Source organism: Thermostichus sp. MS-CIW-38 (genome assembly GCF_054058415.1).
Window position 1 is genome coordinate 65,014 of the sequence record NZ_JBSSAH010000004.1, and the last position, 26,336, is coordinate 91,349.

Sequence of the window (26,336 nt, forward strand, 5' to 3'; positions counted from 1 at the left end):
GAGCATTGGGATGTAAGGCTCATGCAAGAACACGCCGGAAATGCCAGGTTGAGAAGGTGGGGGTTGTTGAGATGGTGGATCTGTCTGTTGGCCCTGTTGGCCGCCCTCGTTTTGGCCTCTTGTGGGGGATCCCCGCCTAAACCCCCGCAGGAACAGCTTCCCCAGCTAGAGCGCGTGCCGGTTCCCCCGGAGATTGCCAAGCTGGATGCCCATTTGCAGTATTGTCGCCCGCAAGTTCAGATCCTCAGCCCCAAGCCAGGTGAGGTGTTGTCAGAGCGGCAGGTAACCGTTCGCTTCGCGGTGCAAGGGTATCCGCTTTTCCAAGATCCGCAATTGGGTCTCGGCCCTCATCTGCACGTGGTGCTGGACAACCGGCCCTACATCGCCCATTACGATGCCGATGCTCCCCTCGTTTTCAAGGATTTGGAGCCGGGATCCCATACTCTGCGGGTGTTTGCCGGCAAACCCTGGCACGAGAGCTTCAAAAACTCTGAAGCCTATGCCCAGGTTAGCTTTCACGTGTTAGCTCCCACCCCTGAGTACGTACCACAGCCGCAACTGCCCCTGCTCACCTACAACCGCCCCACAGGCAGCTACGGGGCCGAGCCAATCTTGGTGGATTTCTGGCTGGCCAATGCCCCGGTGCGGGAGAGCCTGTTGAGTGACTTGCCACGGGATTGGCGGATCCGCTACACCCTCAACGGCCAATCCGGCCTGCTGGATCGCTGGGAGTCTTTTTATCTGAAGGGCTTCAGGCCCGGTCGCAATGTGATGGTGCTGGAACTGGTGGACAGCAAAGGGGATCCCATCCGCAATGTGTTCAACAGCGCCGCCCGCGAGATCACCTACACCCCTGGCGGCCAAGACACCCTCTCCAAGCTGGTTCGGGGGGAGCTAAAAGCCGAAGAGGCCCTCGCCATTGTGCAGCCGCAGCCCACACCCACGCCGACTCCGGAACCCACGCCCACCCCAACGCTGACGCCCACCCCGACTCCAACACCAAGTCCGACCCCCACACCTACACCGACTCCGGAACCCACGCCCACTCCTACTCCGACGCCAACGCCAACTCCGACACCCACGCCCACTCCTACTCCGACGCCAACACCAACTCCGACACCCACGCCCACTCCTACTCCGACGCCAACACCAACTCCGACACCCACGCCCACTCCTACTCCGACGCCAACGCCAACTCCGACACCCACGCCCACTCCTACTCCGACGCCAACACCCAGCCCGACGCCCACACCCACACCCACTCCGACTCCAACGCCAGAGGCGACGCCCACGCTTGCACCTCGTCGCCAGCCGCGCTTTCAACTGGGCCGCCCCCGTCCGACACCAGAGGGGATCCCGGCTGTTCCAACGCCACCGCCCGTGGTGGCCACTCCTGAACCTGAGCTTACGCCTGAGCCCAGCCCAGAGCCCTCTCCGCAAGCTGTGCCCACTTCAACTCCCCAGCCTGTGGCTACGCCTTTGCCGCGCGTGACCCCTATCCCTTTCCAGGAGCGGCGGGTGCGACAGCAGGGGTTGCGGCTTTTCCCGCCGGGACTCCACAGTCCAACCTTGCCAGGTGAGCGATAGCGGGACAGAATCCTTGGTTGACAGAATGCCCTTCGCACAGCGGGCCGTGGGCCTCACTGTTTCCCCGATGCCGCTCTGCCTGGGTGCGCAGTTGCCAGTTGTCGCGTTCTCACACCGGTCAAGCGCGAGGAGCGTGGAGCGACGGGAAAGAATCCCCCGACTCTAGCCGTGGGGAGAACGTCGATTCCTGCCCAATGGAAGGGCCGGTCGTGTGGCTAAGCTGATGGGGTTGAGCCAAGTCAGGAGCATTGCCCCCTCAACCTTCTCGCACCGATTGCGGTCGCGGAATGGGATCCTGGTTTTCCGCCTGGGTGGAGCTTTGGATCCCGTTCTCTCCACTTTCCAACCTGAGCAAGGGCCGCAATCGGGATCCCTGCCAGGGATCCAGGACATCCCGAATTAGCACCTCCTGAATCCACACCTGCAGGATTGCCGCCAAAGGCACGGCCAGGAACAGGCCCAGCACCCCAAAGAAAAAGGCTGAAGTAACTTGAGCTACTAGGGTTAGGGCGGGCAGGAGCGACACCTGTCGGGACATAACGATGGGGGTGAAGACGCTGCTTTCCAACTGCTGGATCAGGATATACAGCCCCAGCACTGCCAAGGACTTCCAAGGGGCATCCGTGAGGGCTACCAGCATGGGGGCCACCACGCTTAAGGTGGGGCCGATATTGGGGATGAAGTTGAACAATCCCGCCAGCACCGCATTGGCCAAGATCAGGGGCACCCCCAAAATCCACAGCCCGATCCCACTCAGCAGCATCACCAAGGTGCTGGTAAACAGGATCCCCATCAGCCACCCTCGCAGCGCCAGCTCACAGCGCTTGAGGATGTAGCGAATGCGGGGACGGTAAAAGGCCGGGAAAACCGAGACAAAAGCGCGACTGTAGGCTTGGGGATCCGCCAACAACAAAATGGTGAGGATGATTACAAACAATAGGTTGAGCAGGGTGCCAAAAAAGGCAGTGAAGGACTCGGAGAAAAAGTCGCGCACCTGTCGCACCAACTCGGTGGCCTGGGGCACCAAGCTATTGGCCAATTCCCGCAGCGTCGGCAGCTCAATATCCGTCGGCAAAGAGAGAATCAAGCTCTCGAACAGCCGCTGCGCTTGCACGATCCCGGCGGGCACCCCATCGGTAAACAGCCGCCGCAACTGCTCCGCCAGGGGGGGCACCACGATTAGCCCCACCAAGATCGCGGCCACCAAAACCGTCAAACTGGTGATGACAATTGAGGGGCCACGCCGAAAGCCGTAGCGCTGTGGGATCTGGGCCAAGGTATCCAATGCTACTGCCAACACAATGGCCGCGAACACCAACAGCAGGATCTGCCGGATCTGCCAAAGCAGAACTAGCAGGCCCAACAGCGCCCCTAGCCCCAGCCACTGGGCGAAGGTCACCCGCCAGCTCACCTCCTCTCTCGCCCGGTTGTCGCCTATTCTAGATGGGATCCCGACAAGTCCCATCGCTATTCGAGAACCCTGGATGCGCGATCCTGTCCCTTCAGAAGTGACTTTAGCCGCCCGCAGCAGTGGGATGGAGTTTTTGCTCACGGATGAAGCTCCCCTGCTCTCAGTGGGGGGAGTGTCCCGTTATTTGAAATCGCTGCTGGCCGGGGATCCCTACTTGGTCAGGCTGTGGGTGAGCGGGGAAGTCTCCAGTTGCCAGCGCAACCGCAATGGCCACCTGTTCTTGACCCTAGTCGATCCGGAAACCGGTGACGTTCTCAAGGGGGTGGTCTGGCAGGGCCAAACTTCCCGGCTCAGCTTCTGGCCGGAAGTGGGGCAACAGGTGCTTGCCCTTGGGCAACTTGGCATCTATAGCGGCGGCAGCCATTATCGCCTCGTCATCTGGCAATTGCTGCCTGCCGGGGAAGGGCTGTTGGCGTTGCGATTTCAACAGCTCAAGGCCCGCCTCAGTGCTGAGGGCTTGTTCGATAATCAACGACCTCTGCCTGTTCATCCCCAGTGCATTGCCGTCGTTAGTTCCCCCCACGCTGCCGGCTGGGGAGATATTCGGCGCACCCTCAACCAGCGCTACCCCGGGCTACGGGTGCTGTTCTCCCCAGCTCAAGTGCAAGGGGAGGCGGCCCCGGAATCAATTGTGCGGGCCATTCGCCGGGTGGAACAGGATGGGCGGGCGGAAGTGCTTCTTTTGGCGCGGGGCGGTGGAGCCAGCGAAGATTTGGCCTGTTTTAACGATGAGCGGGTGGTGCGAGCCATTGCCGAATGTCGGATCCCGGTGGTCACCGGGATTGGCCACCAGCGGGATGAAACCCTGGCTGACTACGCTGCCGACTACGCCGCCCATACCCCAACGGCAGCTGCCGAGCGGATCGTGCCGGATCTGGGGGAATTGCAGCGTCAGGGATCCCAGTTGCGCCAGAAGTTGATCGAACGCACTCGCCAAGCTTTGGAAAGGGCCCAGCAGCGTTTGCAGCAGGCCCAACACCACCTGGCTTACGTGCATCCAGAGCGGCTGTTGCAACAGGCTCAGGATCGCTTGACCCAACACCAACATCGCCTGCTCCAAGCCGTGCGCCATCGCTTCCAGCAACGCCAACAGCACCAACAGGCCCTGCAAGATCGCCTCCAAGCGCTCGATCCCGAAGCCATTCTGAAACGGGGCTATGCCCTGGTGCGAAATGAAGAGGGATCCCTGATCCGCACCCATCGCCTGCCTCCCCAAACCCGCCTGATGATACAACTGGCCTCGGGAAGCCTATGGGTACGAGTAGAGGAGAGCCATGAGCCGCCGCAAACGTGAGGAGCCGTGGCGCTATGAAGCGGCCATTGCCGAGGTGGAAACTTTGATTGCCCAGATTGAATCGGGGGAACTGGATCTGGCGGAAGTGGTGGAGCGCTTTCAACAGGCCGCCCAAACCCTGAAAACCTGCGCGGACTTTTTAGAGCAAAAGCGGCAGCAGGTGGAGATCATCATCGAGCAATTGGGCCAAGAGGAAGAAGACTCGCAGGCGTTCTAGGGATCCCACCTGATCATTCCCCCTGCACTGCTGTCGCCATTCTGCTTCACTATGGATGGTCGTTGGATGGTTGTCTTTATCCTTGCGCCCCCATGCCCGCAAAGATCCTCGATGGCAAAGCCTTAGCCGCCCGCTTGCAAGCGGAGATGGCCGCCCAAGTGCAAGCTTGGATACCCCAGGTGGGGCGGCCACCGGGATTGGCAGTGCTGCGGGTTGGAGAGGATCCCGCCAGTGCGGCTTACGTGCGTGGCAAAGAGCGGGCCTGTGAGCGGTTGGGCATTGCTTCTTTTGGCCGACATTTTTCCGCCCAAGACTCCCCTGCCCATTTGCTCGACACCATCGACCAACTCAATCAGGATGAGCGGGTGGATGGCATCCTCGTCCAACTGCCCTTGCCCCCCGGCTGGGATCCCATCCCCCCCCTTCTGGCCATCAATCCCGACAAAGATGTGGATGGACTTCACCCCCTCAACCTGGGCCGGCTGTTGCGCGGCGAGCCCGGCCTACGCAGTTGTACCCCTTTGGGCGTGATGCGCCTGTTGCAGGCAGAAGGGATCCCGATTGCAGGCCGAAAGGCAGTGGTGGTCGGTCGCAGCATCTTGGTGGGCAAGCCCTTGAGCTTGATGTTGTTGGCCGCCGATGCGACGGTCACCCTAGCCCACTCCCGCACCCCCGACTTGGCAGAAGTGACCCGCGCCGCCGACATTGTGGTGATGGCCGTGGGCCGCCCCCGCCTATTGAGGGCAGACATGGTGAAACCCGGCGCGGTGGTCATCGACGTTGGCATCAACCGCATCGAGACCCCTGCCGGATCTGAGCAACTGGTGGGAGATGTGGACTATGAAGCGGTCAAAGAGTTGGCCGCTGCCATCACGCCCGTACCGGGCGGCGTAGGGCCGATGACGGTAACGATGCTGCTGGCCAACACCCTACAGAGCTATAAACTGCGCAGCCACTTGTGTAGTCATTATTAAACAGGAATGAAACATTTCTGTTGCATTGTTCCCTAACTTCCCTCTCTCTCTGGGAGAAGAGCTGGGGTTGGTCGCGGCAGCGGCACAGAGCGCTTGGGGAGTGTCTCAATCTAGCTTGAAATGACTATGGTTTGGAGACTGTTCTCAAAATGTTCTGTTGCTTGGATCCTCCCCCTTCGGCCCAGAAGAGTGAGGAATGGAGAAGTTGCCCCAGAGGAGTTTGAGGTGACCGCTGCAAATGTCCAAGCTGCGCGCGGAGCACCCTAAGGCTGCAAGATCATCGACCAGGAGCCGCTCTCCCCATCCCAAAACGGGGCCAGAGACTCTCCCACCACATTTGGCCCCCAATAGCGGCGGGTTCCATCCAAGGCGAAAGCCACCACAATGTCTCCGGGGCCGATTTGCAGCGGTTCTTCTCCCAAGCTCAGCAGCAATCCCTCGCTCCCCCCCTCTCCAGGGGCAAAGTCCCAGTGGGCCGTTTCCGGATTGATCATCCGTTCGCCGCTGCGCATCAAGATCACCAGCCGAACCGGATGGGGCGTGCGATTGCCGACCCGAAAGGATCCTGTGCGGGCGGAGGTGGGGGCAGCCTGGGGGGGCAAGGCAGGCTCTGAGTGCAGAACAGGGACAACATTCCCCTCAACGGAATCTTCCAAGGCTTCCAGCGTCGGTTTCTCCAGAGTCTGTGCTCTCAATCCCTGCACGAGAACCCCTACCCCAACCAAAGCGACAGACAACACTAGGGATCCCTTGCCCCTCAAAGCTCTGTTCAGCAATGGGCCGCCGGCGAAAAAAGAGGCAACAGCCTGAGCGAATGAGCAGATCAAGACGCACATCGAGACCACTGCAAGCCAAAGTGATACGTGTCGAGTTAGACAAAAGGCATCAACTGCTGCCCTACCCCTGATAGACCAGCCATACGCGTACAGAGTTCCATCAGAGGATAACGCCCCCACCGTGCAGAACACGATCGTTCAGCTACGTTAACACGTCCATTCCTCTATTCCCTGTGCTTTGGAGGAACAAGGAATAAGGGATCCCCCACTCCAGACCAGGCTGAAACCAGTTTGGATCGCCTTCAGGGATTCACGGCCCGACGCTGCCACCCTTGGGAGGTACGTTCGTACACTGTCCGCAATTGGGGATAGATCTGATCCCCCTTAAGCTGCAAGTGATCCACCTCTGTTGGCTCCAGCAGTAATGCCACAAAAGTCTGCGGGGGCAGCAGATCTTTCTCTTTCGGCAACTCTTGAATAAAAGCCTCTGGCGGGGCAAGCAGCCCCTTAGGTTCCGGCCAAAACCAGAGGAGCCGTCCTTTTTCCGATATCTGTTGCCACAACTGCTGCCGCTGGCGCTGGGCCTGGGGATCCGGATGATCGGCGGCGATGGCCTCAAGGGTGCCAGCGATGCGGAATTGCTCGCGGGTTTTGCAGAAATACCAGCAGATCTGGGCTTGGGGGCAGTGGGCAATTTGTCGGATCTTCTCGCTGCGACTATCCACCGCCAATTGAATGCGGTCGGTATCGCCCAAAAACCCCCGGAAAACGACCGTGCGGTTGCGCGGATGCCCCTGGGGATCCACCGTGGCCAATTGCAAATACCGCACACCGGGATCGCTACGGTTCCGGTGCAGTGCCGCCTGAATCAGCGCCCGCCAAGAGGGATCCGCAGTAGAATTGCCCTTCGGGTCTTTCATCCGTTTTTCGCAAGGTGCAAGCAAGCCAGGATTGGGGCTCTCTCTCCCTTAGCTAGGGGGTGGAGAAGCCTCAGATTGGGAGTCTCTGGAGAGCCCTGGTGAGGACTCCGCACCGCCGACGCGACCAGAGCTGGGATCCGGCTCAGTTGGGCTGATGGGATGAAAGTGGTGCTCCAGCCAGCCTTCCGGTGGCCCCTCAAACCGCTCCGGCACCGGCTGCTTCACCTGTAATCCCCGCAGCATCGCGTTGAGATAAGCACTATCCCAGGTAAAGAGGCGGCTTTCGCGGATTTTGTGCCACACCGAACGCGACATCAGCAACGTCCGCTCTACATCCTGGGCTCCCAGCTTCAGCAAGAACTCCTCCCGTTCCGGCTGGTAATCGGTGGAGGCCAAGGCCAGAGATTGCGGCGGATGAGCCTGAGTAAGCTGGGCCATCTTGGCCATGAGTTCGGGGTAAAGCCAAGTGTAGGCAGGGTGAACCGTAAGCTTGGCCACATGAGGTTGCTGCCCGGTGCGATCCAACTTCAAGTTGAAGTAGCCGATGGCGGTTTTGCGTTCGGGCTCATAAACACACACTTCCACCCGCTCCGTCTGGCTAATGGCGCATTTGGCCTGCTCCAAAAGCCAATCCAGTGGGCTAGTGCGAAAATCGTTCACCTCACGGTCGTACACCTGGCGCACAGTGGCCGGCATGGATCCCGTATCCAGTTGGTAGATGGCATAGGCATCCCGGTTGGTCACCGGCACCAGGTTGGGCAATTTGGGCTCGTGCTGGCTGAGAGCTGCCAGAATATCGGCTGGAATCGACCAGTAGGTGATCTGAGCCAAGGGTTGGAAGCCGTTGCGCCGGTAGAGCGCCATTGCCCCTTTGTTGTGGATGTTCACCTCCAGGATCCAGGTGCGAGCTTCCCGAAAGTGCTCCATGCAGTGCTTGAGCAGCCGGGATCCCACCCCCTGTCGCTGGGCAGAGGGCGCCACTGCGATATGATCGACCCGCCAGGTGCTGCGGGAATGGTTGAAGGGAGAAACCTGAATCACCCCCTGAATCTTGCCCTTCAGCTCCGCCACATGCACTGTAAACATGTGCTGGAAGCGATTGGGAAACAGGGTCAGGGTTTTCAGGGGCCCATACCACTGGCGCAACCGCCGCACTTGGCGACGAATATCCACCGAGCGGCTGCTGTACTCTTCATCAAAGGCTTGCGCCAAAATCTCTTCCACAGCCTCCAGATCCCCCAGTTGGGCGGGGCGAATGATCAGCTCAGGGGCACCAATGGGGGCTTCGGCATCCGGGTCAGGTTTTGCTGTGGTGTTGTCCATGCCAATCGCAGGCGGGAGAATATTCAAAGCATAGCTCAGGCTCTCTTGCTTTTTCTAACCGGGAGGATCGTTCTGCAACAAAGCTTGAAAGCCTACAGATCGGCTTTCCCGTTATCGAGAAAGGCTTGGCCGCCAAGAAGGGCGTGAACTCAGCCTCCCGGTAGCTGCCCAACAGTGACGAACGGGAGAGCTGGCCCCCTACCCTGCTGGGGTCAATGCCGGGTCGCTCACGCCCCAGTGTCCAGCAAGGTCAAGTTGCTGAAGGTGAAGCGCTTCTCCACAGGGCCGGTTTCCGTCTCCGTCTGGATACACCGCTCCGAGAGGATGTAGTACTTGCCCACTTTTGTATACAGATCCTCGAATTGGCTGCGCCCGCCCTTTTGCTGGCCCGTTTGGGGATCGTGATAGACGGAATCGTAGCGGTGGGAAAGATAGCCTTCGCCGGTATCGTGGCTGCTGAAGGTGTGGATGGTAACCACCACTCCGTGGATATGCCGATGCACCATGGTAACCTGGTTATCGCGCACGTGGTAGCGATCCCCTTCGGCTTTGCCCCCCACCAGGATCTCCACTGTGCCATCGGGCAGGGTTTGGCCGTAACGGAAGGTGTTGTTCCCATGGGTCTCGTCGAAGCTGCGGCGCACTCGGTGAATGGCAATCTCCCAAAGTTGGTTGTGAATGGCTTTTCGAGCTTCCTCATCTTCTACGCCCGTAACGGTGGCCTTTAGGTCTGCCCCCACTCGCACCTGCCCAACGAATGTGCGCTCCCCATCCCAATAGCTGACCTCGGCGCTGTAGCCTGGGAAAGCGGGATCCCAGGTGTAGCGGTTTTCATAGGCGGCCCGAAACAACTCTTGGGCAGAGACTTGAGTGGCAATCATCGGCTGTCTCCTTCCTGTTTTCCTTGCAAGCACTTCCCCTGAGCATCCATCATACCGCCCCCTGCTGTTGGGCTGCCCCCCAGTTGCCTTCGCTGAGAACCTGCATCTGGTGAACTGGCCTAGCCGCTCCCCTGTCCGCTGCTGCAGGATAGAAGCACAGCCATGGGAACTTCTTCCTCACACCCAATTTGGCTTGCGAGTTTAGCCGCTGCTGTGATCCCCAGAGTATTCTCTGAGAAGGGTTCGCCTATTTTTTGTGGGTGAGGAGGGAGATTGAAAGGTTTTGACAATCGCGTCAGCGGGGCGGATCCCCTAGAGCCTGGCCTGACGCCGCCCCAGACCGGCATGGCAACCGCGCCAGAGATGATGGGGCCAGTGCTGAAAATCATTGGCAAGCAGACCCTGAGTGGCCACATCCCCATTGGCGGGGCAAAAAACTCTGCCTTGGCGCTGATGGCCGGGGCCATCTTGGCTCCTGAGGCCTGTCGAATTCACAACGTGCCGCGTCTGCTGGACATTGAACGCATGGGACAGATCCTGGCCACGCTGGGAGTTAAGGTTTCCCATGTTGGCAATACCCTCGACCTGGATGCCAGCTCCCTGAAAACCTCTCAAGCTCCCTATGAATTGGTCAGCCAGTTGCGGGCCAGCTTTTTCATCATAGGGCCTCTGTTGGCGCGGCTGGGGGTGGCCAGAGTTCCCTTGCCCGGCGGCTGTGCGATCGGGTCTCGTCCTGTGGATCTGCATGTGCGGGGTCTACAAGCCTTGGGGGCGACGGTACAAATCGAGCATGGGGTGGTTCATGCCTATGCCCGTAAATTGTTGGGAACCCGTATTTACCTGGACTATCCCAGCGTCGGTGCCACCGAGACCTTGATGATGGCCGCTACGCTGGCGGATGGAGAAACGGTGATCGAGAACGCCGCCCAAGAGCCGGAGGTGGCGGATCTAGCCCGTTTTTGTCAAGCCATGGGGGCCCGCATTCGCGGTGTCGGCACCAATACGGTTGTGGTGGTAGGGGTGCCCCGCTTGCATGGAACAGAGTACACGGTCATTCCCGACCGCATCGAGGCCAGCACCTATCTCATTGCCGGGGCCATTACCCGCTCTCACCTCACGGTTGGCCCTGTTATTCCCGATCATCTGCGGGCGGTGATCGCCAAGTTGCAAGCGATGGGGCTGCGGGTGGAAGAGGAAGGCCCAAACCGGCTGCGCATTGCCCCGGCTCAACTGAGCTCAGGCTGGCTGTGTCAGGCAACCGATATTCAAACGCTGCCCTATCCCGGTTTCCCCACCGATGTGCAGGCGCCGATCATGGCCTTGGCCGCCTTGAGCGAGGGCAGTTGCACCATTGAGGAGACGGTGTTTGAAAACCGCATGCACCACATTCCCGAGCTGAATCGCATGGGAGCCGATATTCGCCTGAAGAACCGAGTGGCCCTGATCCGAGGGGTGCCGTCCCTTTCCGGCGCTCCGGTGGTGGCTACCGACCTGCGGGCGGGTGCGGCCCTGGTGTTGGCCGGTCTGGCGGCTGAAGGCTGCTCCACGATCCACGGATTGCACTACATCGACCGTGGCTATGAAGCCATTGACGAAAAGCTGCGCAGTGTCGGGGCCAAGGTGTACCGCAGTGAAAGCCCGACAACGCAATTGGGGAAATGAGCCGTTTCACCGCCGTTTGAAGTTTGAAGAAATCGTTGCATCTCTCCCTGCCTATCGCCTGGCCCCAATGCTCGGTGACCGCTTGCCAGGTGAGCTTTCCAGCCGTTTCGCAAGTATCGAGTTGTCTGGTGACTCAACGCAGTCAGGTTGAGTATCGTAGGTCAGAGGTGGTGGGGAGGTAAAGCATGGGGATCCTGACAAGCAGCCAACGACGCTGGACAAGATGGGCTGCCGGTGTGCTGGCAGCGGGAGCGGCTCTGGGTGGAGCTGTCTGGGGCTTCTACACCTCATCCTGGGCAGAAACCGTAGAAGTGGCCTCTGCACGAGAAGACAGGGATCCGACGCAACTGCCCCAAACTTCCACAACGGCCTTTCTGCGGGCCTACGCAGCGCTGCAAGCCGGCCAAGCGCAATCTGCCTTGAAGCATTTGCAGGGGCTGGAAGAGAGCCTGCCGGTTCTGAGGGAAGAGATTTGGAAGCTCAGGGCCCAAGCCTATGAACAGTTGCAGGACAAGGAAACAGCCCAAGGGATCTGGTGGCCCCAGATTTTGCAGGAATATCCCCACAGTCCTGTGGCCGCCTACGCCCTCTGGGGGATGGGCCAGGTGGATCGGCTGCGGCAGCAATTTCCCACCCACCCGCTGACTGGACGTGCCCTCAAGCATTTGCTAGAGCTGGATCCCGACCGCTATGACCTGCTGCGGGATTTGGCCCAACATCACCCGCAAACCCCTGGGCTAACGCCGCTGCTGGATCGCTGGCGGCAGGCTCAGGAGGGATCCCTCACGGCTTCCGACTGGCAGATCCTCGCCGATGCCTACTGGGAGCAACGGGAGTACGGCAAAGCTGCCCGGGCCTATGGGCGTGCCCCCGCCACCTCTCAGAACCTCTACCGCTGGGGCCGCAGCCACCAGATCTCGCGGGAGTTTCCCCAGGCCAAAGCGGCTTACCAAGCGCTGCTGGCACAGTTTCCCGATGGGCCAGAGGCTTCTCTCACCCGCCGCCGTTTGGCGGAACTGAGCGACCTGCCGACGGCGATCGACTTGCTTCGACAGGTGGGAGCCGGCTCAGATAAAGAAGCTCCAGAGGCGTTGCTCAGCCTCAGCCAGCTCTATGATCGCAACGCCAGCCCCCAATCGGCCCAAGCCACCCGGCAAGCCCTTTGGGATCGCTTTCCAGCCAGCGAAGCTGCGGCCAACGCCGCCTGGACGGTGGCCTGGAGCCAAGCGCAAGCAGGCAATCTCAGCCAAGCCATCGCCCTAGCTCAACAGATTGGATCCGCCCAGCGGGACACGGAAATGGGGGCACAACTGCTCTACTGGGCGGGCAAATGGCGGGAACAGCAGGGGGATGTGGCTGCAGCTCGGCAAACCTATCGGCAGGTGCTGCGGCAGTTTCCCCACACCTACTACGGCTGGCGGTCGGCAGTGCAACTGGGCTGGCCGGTGGGGGATTTCTACAGCGGGCGCAAAAGGGTTGAGGTGGATTTTCAGCCGGTGCGCCAACCGTTGCCAGGGGTCTCTGCAGTTACGCAAACCCTGCATTTGATGGGAGCCAGCCAACTGGCCTGGGAACGCTGGCAGGGCGAAACTCCCGTGCAGCGGGATCCCCGCCAGATGAGCGTTGCCGAGCGCTTTGTCACGGGCATTTTGCGCAACAGCGCCGGAGAGCACCTGCGGGGCATTAACCAGGTGGCTGCTTTGCGCTTTAGCGAAGAGCCGGATCCCTTGCTGGAGACGTTGAGGCAGCGCCAAGATTTCTGGCAGGCCATCTATCCGCTGCACTACTATGCGGGCCCAGACAATTCCTGGAGCGGGGATCCCTACGCCCAACCCGGCTTGGCCCGCTGGTCGCGGCAATTTAACCTCAATCCTTTGATGGTGGCGGCTTTGATCCGGCAGGAATCCCGCTTTGAGCCAGAGATCGTCTCGGCCTCGGGGGCTTTGGGCTTGATGCAGGTGATGCCCGCTACTGGCCGCTGGATTGCCCAGCAGATCGGCCTGGCCCAGTACAGCCTCACCAACCCCGCCGACAATCTCTACCTGGGATCCTGGTACTTCGACTACACCCACCGCACCTATCAAGACAACACCTTGCTGGCCCTGGCCAGCTACAATGGTGGCCCCGGCAACGTGGCCAGATGGCTGAACCGCTTTGGCTTCGGGGATCCGGACGTGTTTGTGGAGCAGATCCCCTTCCCCGAAACCCGGGGCTATGTGAAGTCCGTGTTTGGCAACTACTGGAACTACTGGCAGCTCTACACCCAGGAGGGGCGCACTCTGGTCAGCCAGCGACTGCATAACCCCTCGTCTTCTTCATGACTTCCGGTTTTGTCGCGGGAGTGCTGCCGTAGAGGGAGTGGGCTTTTTTCCCACAGTATTCTGGGAGAGTTACAGTTATTCCAAGATTTGGCAGTCAAGATTTGACAGTGCCGTTCGCGCTGACAGGACGGGGTTCTATGGTCTCTGGGTCTGAACAACAGGAGAGCGTTCGCGTTAGCAGCGCGGAGCACCATCAGGGGGCGGCAGAAAAGCAGACTGCCCGACAGGAATTGGCCGTGGATTTTATTCGCCATGGCATAGCCGAGGAACCCCGGCCAGAAGTCGAGGATGCCTTTCGGGCCCTTACAGACGAAGGTCGCAAGCGCTGCCGCAAGATTGCCCGCCAGCTCAAGAACATGGGCTGGAGGTGGGATCTCCTGCTCACCAGTCCCCTGGTGAGGGCTCGGCAGACGGCTGAGATCTTTTTGGACGAGAACCTGGCCGAAGCTGTGGAGGTGTTTGAACCGCTGGCTCCGGGCGGCAGTTTTGCTGACCTGGTGCGCTGGCAAGCAGAGCGGGAACCTCTGGCGTCTTTGGCTCTGGTCGGTCACCAGCCGGATCTGAGCCTGTGGGTACAAGCGGCTGTTGGTCTAAACCCGGCCCATGCCGACGCGATCACCCTCAAAAAAGCGGGCCTAGCCCAAGTGCGCTTTGCCGAAGGCCGGATTGACTACCGCCAGGGATCCCTGACTTTGTTGCTCTCCCCCAAGGTGGTGCTGCGCTGAGAAGAAGCTGGCTCATCATGATAAACGCCCAACGAGTCGGCCAGAGGTTGTGCCCCTAGGTTCAGCGCTGAGAGGAGGTCAGCCGCTCTCCCAGCAATTGCACACAATAGGCCGCCAGCCCCAACCCCACCATGGCAAACATGAAGGCAATCAGGGAAACGGAACCGACCAGCAGGTAGCGCACCAGAATGCTGATTCCGCGGGCCAACGATCCAATCTCCACATCGATCGGCGGCAACTTGGCCAACATCGAGAGCAGCAGTTGAAAGAACCCGTAGCCCAAACTGACGGCGATGGCGGCCCCCAAGAGGGCACTGAAAGGGTTGGGGGATCCCTGTGGAGAAGAAGACATGGGGCAGCACCGGAAAACTCACCTTTATTCTAGGCTGCAGGTACAATGTGGAAGTTTCTTTTCTTTCCGGCAAGCCTAGGGGTTATGGAGAGCGGATCCCATTACGAAGTTTTGGGCGTTGCCGTGGGGGCGACGGCGGAGGAGATCAAGTCCGCCTACCGTCGTTTGGTCAAGTACCACCATCCCGATAGCCTGCTGGCCAAAAAAGATCGGGCCACCGCTGAGCGCATCCGCCAGATCAACGCTGCCTACGCGGTGCTCAAAGATCCGCAATCTCGCCGCGACTACGACCGGCAATTGCACTCCAGCCGCACCTCACCCTGCCCTCAGCCGAGGGGATCTCCCCATGAAACCGTCAGCCACGAAGCCATCGCCCGCGCAGCCTGGATCCAACAGGTCTACACCCCCCTAAACCGAGTTTTGGGGCCCCTGCTGTCTTCCCTAGAGCCTCAGTTGCATGCTTTGGCGGCGGATCCCTTTGATCCCAACCTGTTGCAGTCTTTTGCTGACTATCTGGAAGAGTGTGCGCAGAAACTGGCCCAAGCCCAGCAGATCTTTGGCCGCCTCCCCAATCCCAGCAGCCTGGGGGGAGTGGCTTCTCGCCTCTACTACGCCCTCAACCACCTAGAGGACGCTCTAGAGGAGCTGCAGTATTTCCCCCTGAACTTCGACGACCGCCATCTGCACACCGGACAAGAGCTGTTTCGCCGGGCAGGGGGGCTGCGCCTGGAAGCTATGGAAGCTTACGCCAAGAGTTCACCCTAGGCCAGAGCGGGATCCCCCTCTGGGCAGAGCGGGGCGGGGATCATAGGGGATAGGGATGTACTGTACAGAAGGACGGCCTATGGTGGCCTGCGGGTACAAGTCCATCAGGGCATAGATTTGGGGTGGCAACTCGGTAGAAATGGGCAGGCCCAACCTTTGGGCTTCTTCGGCGGTGATGGGGTAGTCGTGGGTAACTTGTCCACTGGTTAGGTACTGGATGAGGGGCTCGATGCGTTCGGGGGCAATTTTGCGCTTGGGCACATCGTCCTTCAGGAGATCCCGCACGAAGTTCTGTACCTGTTGCATCGCTTTGCGGGCCAGATCTGCCAGGATCAAGGTTTGGTCATCGATTTCGGCAATGGGTTTATCCGCCACCACCTGCAGAATACTGGCGGCAGCATACCCCCCCAACTGTGGATCCACCGGCCCCAGGACTGCATTGGCATCCATGACGATTTCGTCGGCGGCCAGGGCCAGCATTGTCCCCCCCGACATGGCGTAGTGGGGCACAAACACTGTCACTTTGGCCGGATGGCGGATCAAGGCGCGGGCAATTTGCTCCGTGGCCAGCACCAGGCCACCGGGGGTATGCAAAATCAAATCAATCGGGGTATTGGGTGGGGTAAGGCGAATTGCCCTCAACACCTGTTCGGAGTCCTCGATGCTGATGTAGCGGGAAACCGGGATCCCCAAAAAACTAATCGACTCCTGGCGGTGAATGAGCAGAATCACCCGGCTGCCCCGCTTTTGCTCCAACTCCCGAATGGCCATCAAGCGCCGGAACTCTTGGGCACGACGGTTCAGCAGAGGTTGCAAAGAGCTGAAGATCAGGAAAATCCAGAACAGGCTGCCCCAGTCCACTTTCGCACCTCAAGTGGGATCCCTTTGCTTCCAGGATAGGGGATAGCAAACCTTTGGTGATCTCTGGGCCTCACGAGTTGGGTTCAGACGCCGCGAAAAAGCGATCCAAAGCCTGCAGCAAATCCGGTACGGAAGCTTGGTCAATCCAGGATCGAATATAAGCCTGCTGCTCCGCCAAGTTTTCAATGCGGCCCAACTTTTGCATGGCCAAGTAGCGGGTTTCTGCCACGGCGCGATTGGTTTGCAAGTCCAGCCGCTGCTCCGGGGTCAGCGGATACTCTGTTTGGGCCAACAGGTGATCGGCCACCATCATGAACAGCAGAGGCCCCGCCAATTCCACCTGGGGCTCGGCTTCTGGCTCAGAATCAGCAGCAGCGAGATCTTGGAGATCTTGAAGGAGATCCTGCCCCAGTTGCAGCAGCTCCTCTGCTGAAGCCGCCCGCAGCACCGTCTCGGCAGCAGCCTGCAGCGGCTCTGGGGAAACCCTGTGGTGGATGGCCAATTCCGCCAGAGCCTGTTCCCATTGATCCCGTTGGGCTTGCACCACAGCCCGCTCTTCTGGGGAAAAGTCCAACCGCTCCAGCACCACCTCCAGAGCCACAGCCCCCACCAACAGGGGGGGAAAGCGCAGCACCGTAGAGGCAGATCCCGCCTGCTCCAAAAAGGTTTCCAAATCCGGGCCGGATCCCCTGTCCAGCAAGTCCTGCAAGTAGGCCAGCACCTCTTGGGGCGAGGTCAACCTGAGGATCCCTCGCACCTGTGCCCGCAAGTCTGCGGGGATCCCAAGGAGCTGCACCTGGACTTCGGCCCGCGCCTGCGCTTCTGCAATCAACTCTGGCAAATCTGCCGTTGCCCGACCGGCCTGCAACAAAACCTGGCTAGAGTCCTGCAACAGGCTGGCCGCTTCCACAAACAGCAGCACCTGCGGGACTTGCAGCGTTGGCCAAACCATGCTAGCCAAGCTGTGGATCCGCAGGGGATCCCTCCGATTCTGGATTGGCTGGCGCAGCGGGGTGAGCTGAAGTGGGCTTGTGCCAGTGCAGACCGATCAGAGCATCGTACAAAAAGCCCCAAAACTCTCCCTTCTCCCAGATCCCCAGCGTTTGCTGGCAGTTGCGCGCGTCCAGCTCAGGTTTGGCTGCCCAGTAGGCTGCTTGGTATTTGTACCAGGGAACAGAAGGCCAGAGATGGTGGATCAGGTGATAGTTTTGCCCCAACAGCAGAATGTTGGTCAGCCATCCGGGATAGACGCAGGCATTGTACCACCGCTCTTGGGATTGAAAAGGGCGATGGGGCAGGTAGTCAAAAAACAAGCCCAGCAAGAACCCCATGATAAAGGCAGGGGGTAGCCAATAGTTCATGATGTAGTCGGTGTAGCCGAAGTAGCTGGCCAGACCAAAGGTCAGGATAACCACCAGCCGACTCAAGCCCCACTCCAGCAGATCCCAGCGACCTTTCCGCCAGAGCTGCCGCTTAAAGAAAAACACCTCATGGTAGAAAAACCGCGGCGCGATCAGCCACAGCGGCCCTCCCGTCGAGACATAGTGATCGGGATCGTCTTCAGGATGGTTGACGTGGGCGTGGTGCTGCATGTGTACCCGCTTAAAGACGGGATAGACAAAACCCTGCAACAGGGCAGAGCCGTGTCCGAGTGCCTCGTTCAGAAAGCGGTTGCGGTGGGCCGAGCCATGGGAAGCATCGTGAATCACCGTGCCCAGAACATAGAGGGCCACAAAATTGAGCCAGAACACCATCCATTTGGGCCAGTGCCAAAAGGCGTACCCGCCAAAGCAAGAGGCCGAAAGCACCACCGCAGCCAAAAACATCAGCAAGGTGGGATTCCAAAATTCCGAGGGTGGCCCCAACAGCTCACGAGGCAATGCGAAAGGTTTTTGGGCTGGTTCAGCAGTAGCAGCAACAGTCATCGGCAGCCATCCTTAGGTGCGCACAGTGCAGACAGAGAGGATGGGTCGAGGCAGCGCGTCCCAGTCATCACACCGAAAAGAGATCGAAGAGATAAGTTTGTTAACTTTCGTTAGTATACGGCAGAGACCTGCCCAGCTTCTCAGCCCAAGCCTTATTTTCCTCACAACCCCAGCCATGGGGGCACCTTCCTCTCCTGGCCAAGGATTCCTGAAGGATCCCGGCAACGGCAAACTGCCCCTGAAGCCAGAGAAAAGCCGTAGTGTGAGGTTTTGTTGCAATTCATGTGCAGATTGCGAGGGGATCCCAGCAGGAGGGGTAATCTAAGGGTCGGTTAACCTGAGCTGAGGATGGAAACCATGATGCCTGTTGTTGCGCTGTTGGCTCTGACCGCTCAAACCAGCCCCTGGTCCCCCCTGAACGCCGTGATCATTCTGCTCTGCACAGGGCTGGCTTACTTGAGCTTCAAATCCTCCTCTGGAGTGGCCTCAGAGACTGGGCCGGTACTGGGAATGACCTGGCCAGAAGTCATCGGGGTTGCCAGCTTTGGCCATTTGTTGGGAGTGGGGGTCGTTTTGGGCCTCTCTAACATTGGCGTTCTCTAGGTCGCCACTTCCTTTACATTTCTTGAACTTAGTCCCGATCCCTGCTGGATGATGTTAAGCTCTATTTTAATTCTGAAAGAAGCAGTTTCTTCAGCCGCATTTTCCCCTGAGGTTTGTTGCTATGTCAGCGATGGTGCTCCTGGCCAGTTTGCCGGAAGGCTATGAATTGTTTGACCCGCTGATCGACATTTTGCCGATCATCCCTGTTCTGTTTTTCCTGCTGGCTTTTGTCTGGCAAGCGGCAGTGGGCTTTAAGTAAAGCCATTGCTTTTACTGAGGTCGCAAAGGTCTCAAAGGCCTGGGTGGTCTGGAGAAAACTCAAGCAAACCTAAAGGGCTTCCCCCAGCTTATCTCCCAAGTTGGGGGCTCTTTGCTTTGCCCATTTATGGTCATTTCGATTCAAACTAGGACACTGCACCCACGCCTAAAACGTTAAATGCACCGTGCCAGAAGGCCTTTCAAAGACTCCGTCCCGCTAGCGCGAACAGTAGCTCAGGTGTCTTGCCCTGAACTGGAACGACTGTAAACGACTATAAAAACAACAAGCCGTCTCGCCACTGTCCACATGACTCCCAAAGGTGGGCCAGGGATCCGGCGCTAGGGCTCACGGTCGAGGACACCGGTAATCCAGAGAACCCCTGCCAAGCAGACGAAGTGGGCAAACGTCACGTTGATGTTGGCGGCCAGCAGCAGCACTCCTGTCACCTGGTTGGCCTGGGTGCGGGAAAACATGCGCGCCAACAGCTCGCCCACTTGGGCTTCCATACCAATCAGAGCGAGGAAGGCCCCAATGAGGCTGATATAGGTGACCAACTGCAACTGCTTGGGCAGATCCAATTGGCTTAGGGCATCGGCAGAAGCTGAGCGGCGCTCCGCGTGGAGCAAGTAGCGCCAGTTGAAAAATAGACCGGCTGCCAGGGTGAGCAATGTAAACAAGGTGAACCAGAAGGCGATGACAGCCCCCAGCGAGTCATCTCGATAGACGGTATTTTGGCCGATTAAAAAGCCAAACCACAGCAGCAGCGCCGTCGCCCCCAAGATCGCCTGGAACCAAAACCCGAAGCGACGAGTCAGGCGCAAGCGAGACTTCATCCGCTCGATAGCCGCCCGCACTGACGGCGACATGGGCTCGTTCATCTTTTTCCCCCGCTCGCCTGGATGAACAGCAACTTCCGCTTCCAGCCTATCTTTATCCTCTGGCCCCAGTCACTTTTATCGGGCTGGCGGTTGGGGATCCTCGCTTTGTAGGCGGAGAATTTCGGCCTCAATGCGCTGTTGCAAAGCTTTGCCCTCTTCGGAGCGGATCAAGAGCGTAATGCGGTTGTAGTCGGGCACGGTCATACCGTGGCGAGTGATGATCTCGGTCGCGGTGCGGATGAATTCTCGCCGGATTTGATCTTTGCTGGCCGGGTCGTTCGTGGCTTGGGAGCGCTTTTGGGCCTCTTGCCGGTGGGGCTCCATCTCCAAGACGATACGGGCGTACATTGTTACCTGCTCATCGCTCAACACCACAGAGGTGGTGGGGGTTTGAGCCACGGCCAGAGAGACAGTGAGCACAGGGATCCAAGTGCAAACCCAGATCAAACCCACCAGCCCTTTTTGGACCACGCTTTGGATTGGAAATGCCGTCCACCATCTCCGACTTGCTTTGCCTGACACCGCTGATGTCTCCCCACCCGCCAACTGTTGCTCAGGTTGCCTAGGGTTTTTGTGAGCTTTCGGCCCCACGCCGGTTCAACACTCTGATGAACCCCGCGGGCTTCGATCCTATCTGCTCCTCTCTGTGAAAGCCCAGGGCGTCGTCCACGCTGACAACTGAGCTTGCTTTTCCATTTGACCGAAAACTGGTCTTTAGGTTCCAGTTCCAGTCCCTTTCCAGCCTATCTGACACCCAGAAGGGAGTGGCCTCTGGGATAATGGGGATGAATTGTTGGTTATTGCCCCTATGCATTTGGAACGTCGCCCGGTTTTCCCGTTTACGGCCATCGTCGGCCAAGAGGAGATGAAATTGGCCTTGCTCCTCAACGTGATCGACCCGCGCATTGGCGGAGTGCTGATCATGGGGGATCGCGGCACGGGCAAATCCACCACCATCCGCGCTTTGGCCGACCTGCTGCCCCAGATCGAGGTGGTGAAAGGGGATCCCTTCAACAGCCACCCGCGACAGCGGGACTTGATGAGCGATCAAGTGTGGGAGCGCCTGCAGGCGGGAGAAACGCTGGAAAGCACTTGGATCCAGGTGCCGATGGTGGATCTGCCCTTGGGGGCAACAGAAGACCGAGTGTGTGGCACTCTCGACATTGAGCGGGCCTTGGCTCAGGGGGTGAAGGCTTTTGAGCCGGGGCTGTTGGCCAAGGCCAATCGAGGCATCCTTTACGTGGATGAAGTCAATTTGCTGGATGACCACTTGGTGGATGTGTTGCTGGATGCGGCGGCCTCAGGCTGGAACACCGTGGAACGGGAGGGCATTTCCATTCGTCATCCGGCTCGGTTTGTGCTGGTGGGATCCGGCAACCCGGAAGAGGGGGAATTGCGGCCTCAACTGCTGGATCGCTTTGGCATGTTTGTCCAGATCGAAACGGTGCGAGATGCTGCCCTGCGGGTGCGGATCGTGGAGGAGCGCAGCCAGTTCGACGCCGATCCCCAGGCTTTTTTGGCCAAGTATGCCGATTCCCAGCAGCGCCTGCGGGAGCGCATCGAAAAAGCCCAACATCTTTTGCCCAACGTGGCAGTGGATCCCGACTTGCGCTTGAAGATCTCCGGAGTATGTGCGGCTTTGGAGGTGGATGGACTGCGCGGAGACATTGTAACCAACCGGGCTGCCAAAGCCCTGGCAGCTCTAGAGGGGCGCAGTGAGGTCACCGTCGCCGATATCCGTCGGGTGATCAGCCTGTGTTTGCGTCACCGCCTGCGCAAGGATCCCTTGGAAACCATCGACTCCGGCTACAAGGTGGAAAAAGCCTTCAGCGAAGTGTTCCAGGTGAGCCTAGAGAGCGCCGCCTAGCCCAAGCACTCCGCGCTGCTAGCCCTCACCCCCGGCCCCTCTCCCGGCGAAGGGAAGTTGGGAGCGGCGAACCTCAGCCAAATAGGGCCGCTAACTTGTCGGCAATGGCGGCAATCCAGGCTTGCTCCTGCCGGCTGAAGCTGCGTGGGGTATCGCTCCCCAAAATCAAGCACCCTTTCTGGCCGATGGGCTGGCACAGCACGGCTTGGGATCCGGGGGGCAACAGGCCATCGAACTCGGCGCGGGCCGGGAACAGCTTGAGATCCACCAAATACACGGGCCGCCCCGTCTGCAAGACCCGCTGTAAAACGCTCTTGGGCTGAATGGAGGGCATCTGGCCGGGGTTGGCCAGGATCCCCCGTTGCAGGAGGGTTCGCCCACCCACCCAGATCACCACAGTGCGGGCGGCAGTGGTGCTGAGCAGGGTATGGGAGGCCCAAGCCAGCTCCAGTTTCTCGCTTTCGGAAAGATCGGGATGCCAATCGCAGCCGGGGATCCCCTGCAGGGGGGCCGTTTGGGGTGGAAGAGGCTGGATCTGCTGCCACAGCAGGCCGGTCAGGATCAAAACGGCGCTGAGGAGGATCCCCAAGGCATCTGAACGGGACTGGCTGGTAAGCAATTCCGGCGTAAAGGCCAGTCGATTAATAACCAAAAGGACGCTGCCCAAAAGGCCGGTCACCAGAGGCAGCCGCCTCACCCAGCGATTGGGATCCCTGGGGGCTGGAGTGGGTTCAACCGTCAAGGCAGGCTAGGCATAACCTAGAGGAAGTAACGGGAGAGAAGGGAGAAGCTCTTTCCTCTCTGCTCCCTTGAAGATTAAAGAACTGAAGTTCAGTATAAAGCCAACTCAGAGACGGCTCCAAATGCCAAGGCGCTCCTGCTGGGCTTTTTCTTGTAGGCCACCGTAGTAGCTGTCGTACTTGATGTTGTGGCTGTAGGGGATGATGCGGGCCAGGCCATTGCGCACCAACATGGCGTTCATCTGATGGCCTTCTAGCCAGACATAAGCCTCCACCAAGCCCGTGGCATCTGCGTTGCGCAGCAGCTTATCCCCTTCCAGCTTGACGGTGCGGTAGAGGATGCGCTCTCGCATCAGTTCAATAGCTTGCTGGTAAAAGGGGTTTTCTCCCGGTCTGAGGCCCTCGATCCCGGCCAACCGGATTAGGCGCATCTTCTGTTCCCCTTCGATTTGCACCACTAGGGTGTCGCCGTTGACCACCCGCACCACAACCGCATCTGGGTAGCGATCGAAGCGGTGGTTGTCGAAGTAGAACGGGGTATCGGGAACGACCCGGGGCTCTCCAAACCCGTGGCTGGGAAGGACGGGTATGGCCAGAAGCAATCCCAATGCAGCAGAGCCGAGAGCAATACGCTGGAACATGACCTTAATCCCCCACTTTGGACGCAGCCCCCTCTTCTTTTCCCGCCGGGGAGTTTCCGGTGGCAACGCTCAAAGTGTAATGGTAGCGGCAACTCTCCAGAAAACAATCCCACCGCAGATTTGAATTGGCCAGCAGTAGATCCGCCGTTGGTTGGGTTGCCCAAGGCTCCCAGGCGACTGAGCCATTCCTGCTCGCTTTTCTTCAGCTAGAAATCGCAGGAGCCCCGCACTGTACCCGTAGGGTCAGTGCCGGGAGGAATGCGCTTTGATGAAGTACAATGAACTTATGAGCCAAGTCCTGACCGTCTCCTGTAAGCTCAAGGCATCCCAGTCGCAAGCCGCCAAATTGGACGCGACGATGGAGGCTTTTGGCCAAGCCTTGAACTGGGTCAACCAGAACACGCCGGAGAAGATCGTCAACGCGGTCAAACTGCAATCCCTTTGCTACTACGAGATTCGAGCCCGGTTCGGCTTGTCCAGTAACTTGGCTCAACAGGTGTGCAGACGGGTGGCAGGCGCTCGCAAAGTGGCGAGACAGCACAACCGTCCGGTTAAAGAGTTCAAGCGTAGGTTCGTTACCTACGACGCACGTATCTTTTCATTCCGCGAGAAAGACTGGACGGTGTCGCTGACCACGGTGGAAGGGAGAGAACGCTTTGAGCTAGCCATTGGTAACTACCAGAGGGGAATGCTGGCTGGCTCTAACCCCAAATCGGCCACCCTAGTCCAGCGGAAGGATGGCTCCTACTACATCCAGATTTGCGTAGAGAAAAAACCACCCAAGCAACAAGAAACCGACAAGGTGATCGGGGTGGACTTGGGAAGGACAGATATTGCCCATACGTCAGACGGGGACAACTGGAATGGACAGCAGTTGAACAGAGTCCGAGACCACTACTCCCGGTTGAGGGCGGTACTCCAACGCAAAGCCAGTAAGGGCACACGCAGTTCGCGGCGCAGATGCAGAGAACTGTTGCAACGGCTGGCTGGCAAGGAGAGACGCTTTCAAGTGTGGGTCAATCATCGCATCTCCAAAGCTATTGTCTCTAGGGCAAAAGCTACCAACAGCGCTATCGCCCTGGAAGACCTGACAGGGATCCGGGAAAGGGTCAATCAACAGCCACGCAGCAAAGCCGAGCGGCGTAGGACCAACAGTTGGGCGTTCTACCAACTACGTCAGTTTCTGGAATACAAGGCGAGGGTTGCAGGGGTTTCTCTGATTCTTGTGCCGCCCGCCTACACGTCGCAGACCTGCCACAAGTGTTTGCATATCCATCCCGATCCTGCGCAATCCTATCGCACTGGGAAGCAGTTTAAGTGTGGACACTGTGGATGGGAAGGGGATGCGGATTTGAATGGTGCGAATGTGATTGCGCTCTTGGGGGCTGTCGTAAACCAGCCTAGAGGTCCGGGCTTGTTTTGTTCTCTGGTAGAGCAGAACAGGCTCAGGGCTACTGAAAGCCCGCTCCGTACCGCTTAGCGGTCGGAGCCGGGTAGTTTACAAGACAGAGCAAGGGGGCGATTGAGTCCCTTTGGTCACACTCAAGGCTCATATCCATGCTGGCTTACAAGCTGAGGCAGTTTTGAGGGACGCTCTGTAGCTGCTGTCAACCTGCCGTGAACCTAGGACCGCTGAGATAAACGATGATAAAAACAGCAGCTGCTGTTAACCCTCCGGAGTTCGAAGCCTAGGGATCCCCTCCATGACTTCCCAGATTCAGCCCTGCACACGCGAACAGATCTTGAATGGAATGGGCATCACCACCCTGTTTTCGGCTCTCATTGTGGGTCTCTGGATCTGGCTGGGATCCTCCTTTCCCGTGCCGTTTCGCTGGGATCCCCTAGCCTTGGCGTGGGGGGCAGGGCTGGGACTGGGGGTGGCTCTGCTCAGCGGCGGGGTTTACCGGCTCTGGCCAGCCTATCGTCGGGCAGCCACTGCCTATTTACACTGGGTGGCGGATCCCTTGCGGTGGGGAGATGTCTTTTGGGTGGGCCTGCTGCCGGGCTGGAGCGAGGAATGGCTGTTTCGCGGCGTGTTGATGTCCCTGCTGGTGGCCAGCCCCTTGGGGTGGACAGGCGGGATCCTCCTGAGTGGCCTCTTGTTTGGCGTCTTGCATTGGTTGGGATGGCAAGGCTGGCCTTATGCCGTCTGGGCCGGTGGGGTCGGCATCCTCATGGGGATCGGCTTGTGGCTGTCGGGAAACCTGTTGGTCACCATTGTCGCCCACACCCTTGTCAACTGGATTGGGGTCTGCACCTGGAAATGCTTTTTCTCTCAAGCGGAGCCCTGAAGGATGCAGTTTTCCTGCTCCCCTCTTCACTTATGGGAAAGGGGTTGCCTGTAAGCAGCGCAGAACCTTGGGCAAGTGCCGCAAATTGAGCTTAACTTACTTGTCGATGCCTTCCTGTCAATGCCCCACCGAGATCTCCTACAACTAGTTTTGGGATCCTTCTCGTGGCTGCGCGTGGGGCGATCTTTGCTGCTCGTCGGGCTGGTGGTGTACGGCTACCTGCTCTGGCTGGGCTGGTTTCAATCGGAGCGAATGATCTTTTTGCCTCGTCCCGCCAGCTATCGAGATGGGGACGCCATTCTCAAGCTCACGACCTCTGATGGGCTGCAGATTTCAGCGGTATATCTGCCCAATCCGGCTGCTGCTTATACCCTCCTCTATAGCCATGGCAACGCCGAAGACTTGGGGGATATCCTGCCCCGCCTGGTGGGCCTGCAGCAGGCCGGGTTTGGCGTCTTGGCCTACGACTACCGCGGCTACGGCACCAGCGAAGGGATCCCTTCCGAGGCCGGCGCTTACAAAGACATCGAGGCCGCTTACGCTCACCTGGTTGCCCAAGGGATCCCGCCGGAGCGGATCTTGGTCTATGGAAGATCAGTAGGGGGCGGGCCATCGGTTTATTTGGCAGCCCAAAAGCCGGTGGGGGGCGTGATCCTGGAATCCACCTTCGTCACAGCCTTCCGCGTCTTAACCCGCATCCCGCTGCTACCTTTCGATCGCTTCGACAACCTCAGCCGCATGGCCAAGATCAATTGCCCGCTGCTAATTTTGCACGGTACCCATGATCGTTTGATCCCCTTTTGGCACGCTGAAGCCCTTTACCAAGCAGCACGGGATCCCAAACGCTTGGTGCCTATCGAAGGGGCCGGTCACAACAATTTGCTGGAAGTGGCCGGAGAGCGCTATGTCCCCATCCTGCACCAATTCGTGGCCGAGCTGGTGGATCCCAAGCTGCAGGCAGGCTGAGCAGCAACTGCCAATGTTCCCTTCCTTGCGTAACTGG

At 59.1% G+C, this 26,336-nt stretch carries 27 protein-coding genes; 14 read left to right on the forward strand and 13 right to left on the reverse strand.

All coding sequences use genetic code 11. The features are described from left to right. The first annotated feature begins 66 nt into the window (after positions 1-66). The gene (locus tag ACVWXZ_RS02560) at positions 67-1,587 is read left to right on the forward strand and encodes a hypothetical protein (protein WP_457439423.1); all 1,521 of its coding nucleotides are present in this window, start codon (positions 67-69) and stop codon (positions 1,585-1,587) included. Positions 1,588-1,843: 256 nt separating this feature from the next. Here ACVWXZ_RS02560 and ACVWXZ_RS02565 read toward each other — a convergent pair whose 3' ends face one another. Next, a complete protein-coding gene (locus tag ACVWXZ_RS02565) occupies positions 1,844-2,998 on the reverse strand; it encodes an AI-2E family transporter (RefSeq protein ID WP_457388773.1) in 1,155 nt (384 codons plus the stop codon). Between the two features lie 124 nt (positions 2,999-3,122). On the opposite strand from ACVWXZ_RS02565, the gene xseA reads away from it, so the two are divergent. The 3 genes from xseA to folD all read left to right on the forward strand — a co-directional run bounded on the left by xseA (position 3,123) and on the right by folD (position 5,543). Then, positions 3,123-4,352, forward strand: coding sequence for an exodeoxyribonuclease VII large subunit (xseA, locus tag ACVWXZ_RS02570; protein ID WP_457402854.1), 1,230 nt, complete (start codon positions 3,123-3,125; stop codon positions 4,350-4,352). Continuing rightward, on the forward strand, positions 4,333-4,569 hold the full coding sequence (xseB, locus tag ACVWXZ_RS02575) for an exodeoxyribonuclease VII small subunit (protein ID WP_414357481.1): 237 nt from the start codon (positions 4,333-4,335) through the stop codon (positions 4,567-4,569). Before xseA ends, xseB begins: the two co-directional genes overlap by 20 nt. 92 nt (positions 4,570-4,661) lie before the next feature. Then, positions 4,662-5,543 carry a bifunctional methylenetetrahydrofolate dehydrogenase/methenyltetrahydrofolate cyclohydrolase FolD gene (gene folD / locus ACVWXZ_RS02580; protein ID WP_414381700.1) on the forward strand — a complete coding sequence of 294 codons (882 nt, stop codon included), beginning with the start codon at positions 4,662-4,664 and terminating at the stop codon, positions 5,541-5,543. Between the two features lie 263 nt (positions 5,544-5,806). Here the strand turns inward: folD and ACVWXZ_RS02585 are convergent, their stop codons facing one another. The 4 genes from ACVWXZ_RS02585 to ACVWXZ_RS02600 all read right to left on the reverse strand — a co-directional run bounded on the left by ACVWXZ_RS02585 (position 5,807) and on the right by ACVWXZ_RS02600 (position 9,443). Next, positions 5,807-6,283: a hypothetical protein gene (locus ACVWXZ_RS02585; protein ID WP_457402795.1), complete on the reverse strand. Its 477-nt coding sequence runs from the start codon at positions 6,281-6,283 to the stop codon at positions 5,807-5,809. Between the two features lie 338 nt (positions 6,284-6,621). Continuing rightward, positions 6,622-7,239, reverse strand: a complete 618-nt coding sequence (locus tag ACVWXZ_RS02590) for an Npun_F5749 family FMN-dependent PPOX-type flavoprotein (RefSeq protein WP_414388683.1) — start codon at positions 7,237-7,239, stop codon at positions 6,622-6,624. A gap of 48 nt (positions 7,240-7,287) precedes the next feature. Beyond that, positions 7,288-8,589 carry a GNAT family N-acetyltransferase gene (locus tag ACVWXZ_RS02595; RefSeq protein ID WP_457402793.1) on the reverse strand — a complete coding sequence of 434 codons (1,302 nt, stop codon included), beginning with the start codon at positions 8,587-8,589 and terminating at the stop codon, positions 7,288-7,290. A gap of 200 nt (positions 8,590-8,789) precedes the next feature. Continuing rightward, positions 8,790-9,443 (reverse strand): DUF3386 domain-containing protein, encoded by a 654-nt coding sequence (locus tag ACVWXZ_RS02600; protein WP_457402791.1) that lies wholly within the window; start codon positions 9,441-9,443, stop codon positions 8,790-8,792. Positions 9,444-9,788: 345 nt separating this feature from the next. Between ACVWXZ_RS02600 and murA the strand changes: the two genes are divergently transcribed. The 3 genes from murA to sixA all read left to right on the forward strand — a co-directional run bounded on the left by murA (position 9,789) and on the right by sixA (position 14,151). Beyond that, complete coding sequence (gene murA, locus ACVWXZ_RS02605; RefSeq protein ID WP_457402852.1) at positions 9,789-11,105, forward strand: UDP-N-acetylglucosamine 1-carboxyvinyltransferase; 1,317 nt, start codon at positions 9,789-9,791, stop codon at positions 11,103-11,105. Between the two features lie 185 nt (positions 11,106-11,290). Continuing rightward, entirely contained in the window at positions 11,291-13,426 is a 2,136-nt protein-coding gene (locus ACVWXZ_RS02610; RefSeq protein WP_457439419.1) for a lytic transglycosylase domain-containing protein, read from the forward strand. Positions 13,427-13,563: 137 nt separating this feature from the next. Next, on the forward strand, positions 13,564-14,151 hold the full coding sequence (gene sixA / locus ACVWXZ_RS02615) for a phosphohistidine phosphatase SixA (RefSeq protein ID WP_457441526.1): 588 nt from the start codon (positions 13,564-13,566) through the stop codon (positions 14,149-14,151). Positions 14,152-14,212: 61 nt separating this feature from the next. On the opposite strand, the gene ACVWXZ_RS02620 is transcribed toward sixA, so the two are convergent. Beyond that, positions 14,213-14,503, reverse strand: a complete 291-nt coding sequence (locus ACVWXZ_RS02620; RefSeq protein ID WP_457439415.1) for a DUF3082 domain-containing protein — start codon at positions 14,501-14,503, stop codon at positions 14,213-14,215. Between the two features lie 45 nt (positions 14,504-14,548). Between ACVWXZ_RS02620 and ACVWXZ_RS02625 the strand changes: the two genes are divergently transcribed. Continuing rightward, positions 14,549-15,268, forward strand: a complete 720-nt coding sequence (locus tag ACVWXZ_RS02625) for a J domain-containing protein (protein ID WP_457482105.1) — start codon at positions 14,549-14,551, stop codon at positions 15,266-15,268. Here the strand turns inward: ACVWXZ_RS02625 and ACVWXZ_RS02630 are convergent. The 3 genes from ACVWXZ_RS02630 to ACVWXZ_RS02640 form a co-directional block, all read right to left on the reverse strand. Beyond that, positions 15,260-16,129, reverse strand: coding sequence for an SDH family Clp fold serine proteinase (locus tag ACVWXZ_RS02630; RefSeq protein ID WP_414342647.1), 870 nt, complete (start codon positions 16,127-16,129; stop codon positions 15,260-15,262). The two genes, ACVWXZ_RS02625 and ACVWXZ_RS02630, sit on opposite strands and share 9 nt — an antisense overlap. A 70-nt stretch (positions 16,130-16,199) precedes the next feature. Then, complete coding sequence (locus tag ACVWXZ_RS02635; RefSeq protein WP_457482124.1) at positions 16,200-17,081, reverse strand: hypothetical protein; 882 nt, start codon at positions 17,079-17,081, stop codon at positions 16,200-16,202. A 1-nt stretch (position 17,082) separates the two neighbouring features. Further along, positions 17,083-18,054, reverse strand: coding sequence for a fatty acid desaturase (locus ACVWXZ_RS02640; protein ID WP_457482106.1), 972 nt, complete (start codon positions 18,052-18,054; stop codon positions 17,083-17,085). Between the two features lie 357 nt (positions 18,055-18,411). Between ACVWXZ_RS02640 and psaK the strand changes: the two genes are divergently transcribed. Further along, positions 18,412-18,657: a photosystem I reaction center subunit PsaK gene (psaK, locus tag ACVWXZ_RS02645; RefSeq protein WP_011431775.1), complete on the forward strand. Its 246-nt coding sequence runs from the start codon at positions 18,412-18,414 to the stop codon at positions 18,655-18,657. A 121-nt stretch (positions 18,658-18,778) separates the two neighbouring features. Beyond that, positions 18,779-18,916, forward strand: a complete 138-nt coding sequence (locus ACVWXZ_RS02650; protein WP_414332566.1) for a photosystem II reaction center protein K — start codon at positions 18,779-18,781, stop codon at positions 18,914-18,916. 338 nt (positions 18,917-19,254) lie between these two features. On the opposite strand, the gene ACVWXZ_RS02655 is transcribed toward ACVWXZ_RS02650, so the two are convergent. Beyond that, a complete protein-coding gene (locus ACVWXZ_RS02655; RefSeq protein ID WP_457388750.1) occupies positions 19,255-19,794 on the reverse strand; it encodes a DUF3611 family protein in 540 nt (179 codons plus the stop codon). A gap of 75 nt (positions 19,795-19,869) precedes the next feature. Then, positions 19,870-20,214 (reverse strand): DUF4168 domain-containing protein, encoded by a 345-nt coding sequence (locus ACVWXZ_RS02660; RefSeq protein WP_238376835.1) that lies wholly within the window; start codon positions 20,212-20,214, stop codon positions 19,870-19,872. A 388-nt stretch (positions 20,215-20,602) separates the two neighbouring features. Between ACVWXZ_RS02660 and bchI the strand changes: the two genes are divergently transcribed. Beyond that, positions 20,603-21,661, forward strand: coding sequence for a magnesium chelatase ATPase subunit I (bchI, locus tag ACVWXZ_RS02665; protein ID WP_011431779.1), 1,059 nt, complete (start codon positions 20,603-20,605; stop codon positions 21,659-21,661). 73 nt (positions 21,662-21,734) lie between these two features. Here bchI and ACVWXZ_RS02670 read toward each other — a convergent pair whose 3' ends face one another. Together ACVWXZ_RS02670 and ACVWXZ_RS02675 are read right to left on the reverse strand one after the other, a co-directional pair. Then, entirely contained in the window at positions 21,735-22,403 is a 669-nt protein-coding gene (locus tag ACVWXZ_RS02670; protein WP_414389825.1) for a cofactor assembly of complex C subunit B, read from the reverse strand. 105 nt (positions 22,404-22,508) lie between these two features. Further along, a complete protein-coding gene (locus tag ACVWXZ_RS02675; RefSeq protein ID WP_457402780.1) occupies positions 22,509-23,042 on the reverse strand; it encodes a thermonuclease family protein in 534 nt (177 codons plus the stop codon). Positions 23,043-23,328: 286 nt separating this feature from the next. Between ACVWXZ_RS02675 and ACVWXZ_RS02680 the strand changes: the two genes are divergently transcribed. The 3 genes from ACVWXZ_RS02680 to ACVWXZ_RS02690 all read left to right on the forward strand — a co-directional run bounded on the left by ACVWXZ_RS02680 (position 23,329) and on the right by ACVWXZ_RS02690 (position 26,299). Further along, positions 23,329-24,522, forward strand: a complete 1,194-nt coding sequence (locus tag ACVWXZ_RS02680; RefSeq protein ID WP_457482107.1) for an RNA-guided endonuclease InsQ/TnpB family protein — start codon at positions 23,329-23,331, stop codon at positions 24,520-24,522. A gap of 223 nt (positions 24,523-24,745) precedes the next feature. Beyond that, positions 24,746-25,333, forward strand: coding sequence for a CPBP family intramembrane glutamic endopeptidase (locus tag ACVWXZ_RS02685; protein WP_457482108.1), 588 nt, complete (start codon positions 24,746-24,748; stop codon positions 25,331-25,333). Between the two features lie 120 nt (positions 25,334-25,453). Then, positions 25,454-26,299 carry an alpha/beta hydrolase gene (locus ACVWXZ_RS02690; protein ID WP_457482109.1) on the forward strand — a complete coding sequence of 282 codons (846 nt, stop codon included), beginning with the start codon at positions 25,454-25,456 and terminating at the stop codon, positions 26,297-26,299. Positions 26,300-26,336: the final 37 nt, after the last annotated feature.

What these genes read in the sequence shown, in the direction of transcription:
- xseA (WP_457402854.1), top strand. Translation starts at nt 3,123, where the DNA reads ATGGAGTTTTTGCTCACGGATGAAGCTCCCCTGCTCTCAGTGGGGGGA.
- xseB (WP_414357481.1), top strand. Translation starts at nt 4,333, where the DNA reads ATGAGCCGCCGCAAACGTGAGGAGCCGTGGCGCTATGAAGCGGCCATT.
- folD (WP_414381700.1), top strand. Translation starts at nt 4,662, where the DNA reads ATGCCCGCAAAGATCCTCGATGGCAAAGCCTTAGCCGCCCGCTTGCAA.
- ACVWXZ_RS02590 (WP_414388683.1), bottom strand. Translation starts at nt 7,239, where the DNA reads ATGAAAGACCCGAAGGGCAATTCTACTGCGGATCCCTCTTGGCGGGCG.
- ACVWXZ_RS02600 (WP_457402791.1), bottom strand. Translation starts at nt 9,443, where the DNA reads ATGATTGCCACTCAAGTCTCTGCCCAAGAGTTGTTTCGGGCCGCCTAT.
- murA (WP_457402852.1), top strand. Translation starts at nt 9,789, where the DNA reads ATGGCAACCGCGCCAGAGATGATGGGGCCAGTGCTGAAAATCATTGGC.
- ACVWXZ_RS02610 (WP_457439419.1), top strand. Translation starts at nt 11,291, where the DNA reads ATGGGGATCCTGACAAGCAGCCAACGACGCTGGACAAGATGGGCTGCC.
- sixA (WP_457441526.1), top strand. Translation starts at nt 13,564, where the DNA reads ATGGTCTCTGGGTCTGAACAACAGGAGAGCGTTCGCGTTAGCAGCGCG.
- ACVWXZ_RS02620 (WP_457439415.1), bottom strand. Translation starts at nt 14,503, where the DNA reads ATGTCTTCTTCTCCACAGGGATCCCCCAACCCTTTCAGTGCCCTCTTG.
- ACVWXZ_RS02625 (WP_457482105.1), top strand. Translation starts at nt 14,549, where the DNA reads ATGTGGAAGTTTCTTTTCTTTCCGGCAAGCCTAGGGGTTATGGAGAGC.
- ACVWXZ_RS02635 (WP_457482124.1), bottom strand. Translation starts at nt 17,081, where the DNA reads ATGGTTTGGCCAACGCTGCAAGTCCCGCAGGTGCTGCTGTTTGTGGAA.
- ACVWXZ_RS02640 (WP_457482106.1), bottom strand. Translation starts at nt 18,054, where the DNA reads ATGACTGTTGCTGCTACTGCTGAACCAGCCCAAAAACCTTTCGCATTG.
- psaK (WP_011431775.1), top strand. Translation starts at nt 18,412, where the DNA reads ATGATGCCTGTTGTTGCGCTGTTGGCTCTGACCGCTCAAACCAGCCCC.
- ACVWXZ_RS02650 (WP_414332566.1), top strand. Translation starts at nt 18,779, where the DNA reads ATGTCAGCGATGGTGCTCCTGGCCAGTTTGCCGGAAGGCTATGAATTG.
- ACVWXZ_RS02655 (WP_457388750.1), bottom strand. Translation starts at nt 19,794, where the DNA reads ATGAACGAGCCCATGTCGCCGTCAGTGCGGGCGGCTATCGAGCGGATG.
- bchI (WP_011431779.1), top strand. Translation starts at nt 20,603, where the DNA reads ATGCATTTGGAACGTCGCCCGGTTTTCCCGTTTACGGCCATCGTCGGC.
- ACVWXZ_RS02675 (WP_457402780.1), bottom strand. Translation starts at nt 23,042, where the DNA reads ATGTTCCAGCGTATTGCTCTCGGCTCTGCTGCATTGGGATTGCTTCTG.
- ACVWXZ_RS02680 (WP_457482107.1), top strand. Translation starts at nt 23,329, where the DNA reads ATGAGCCAAGTCCTGACCGTCTCCTGTAAGCTCAAGGCATCCCAGTCG.
- ACVWXZ_RS02685 (WP_457482108.1), top strand. Translation starts at nt 24,746, where the DNA reads ATGACTTCCCAGATTCAGCCCTGCACACGCGAACAGATCTTGAATGGA.
- ACVWXZ_RS02690 (WP_457482109.1), top strand. Translation starts at nt 25,454, where the DNA reads ATGCCCCACCGAGATCTCCTACAACTAGTTTTGGGATCCTTCTCGTGG.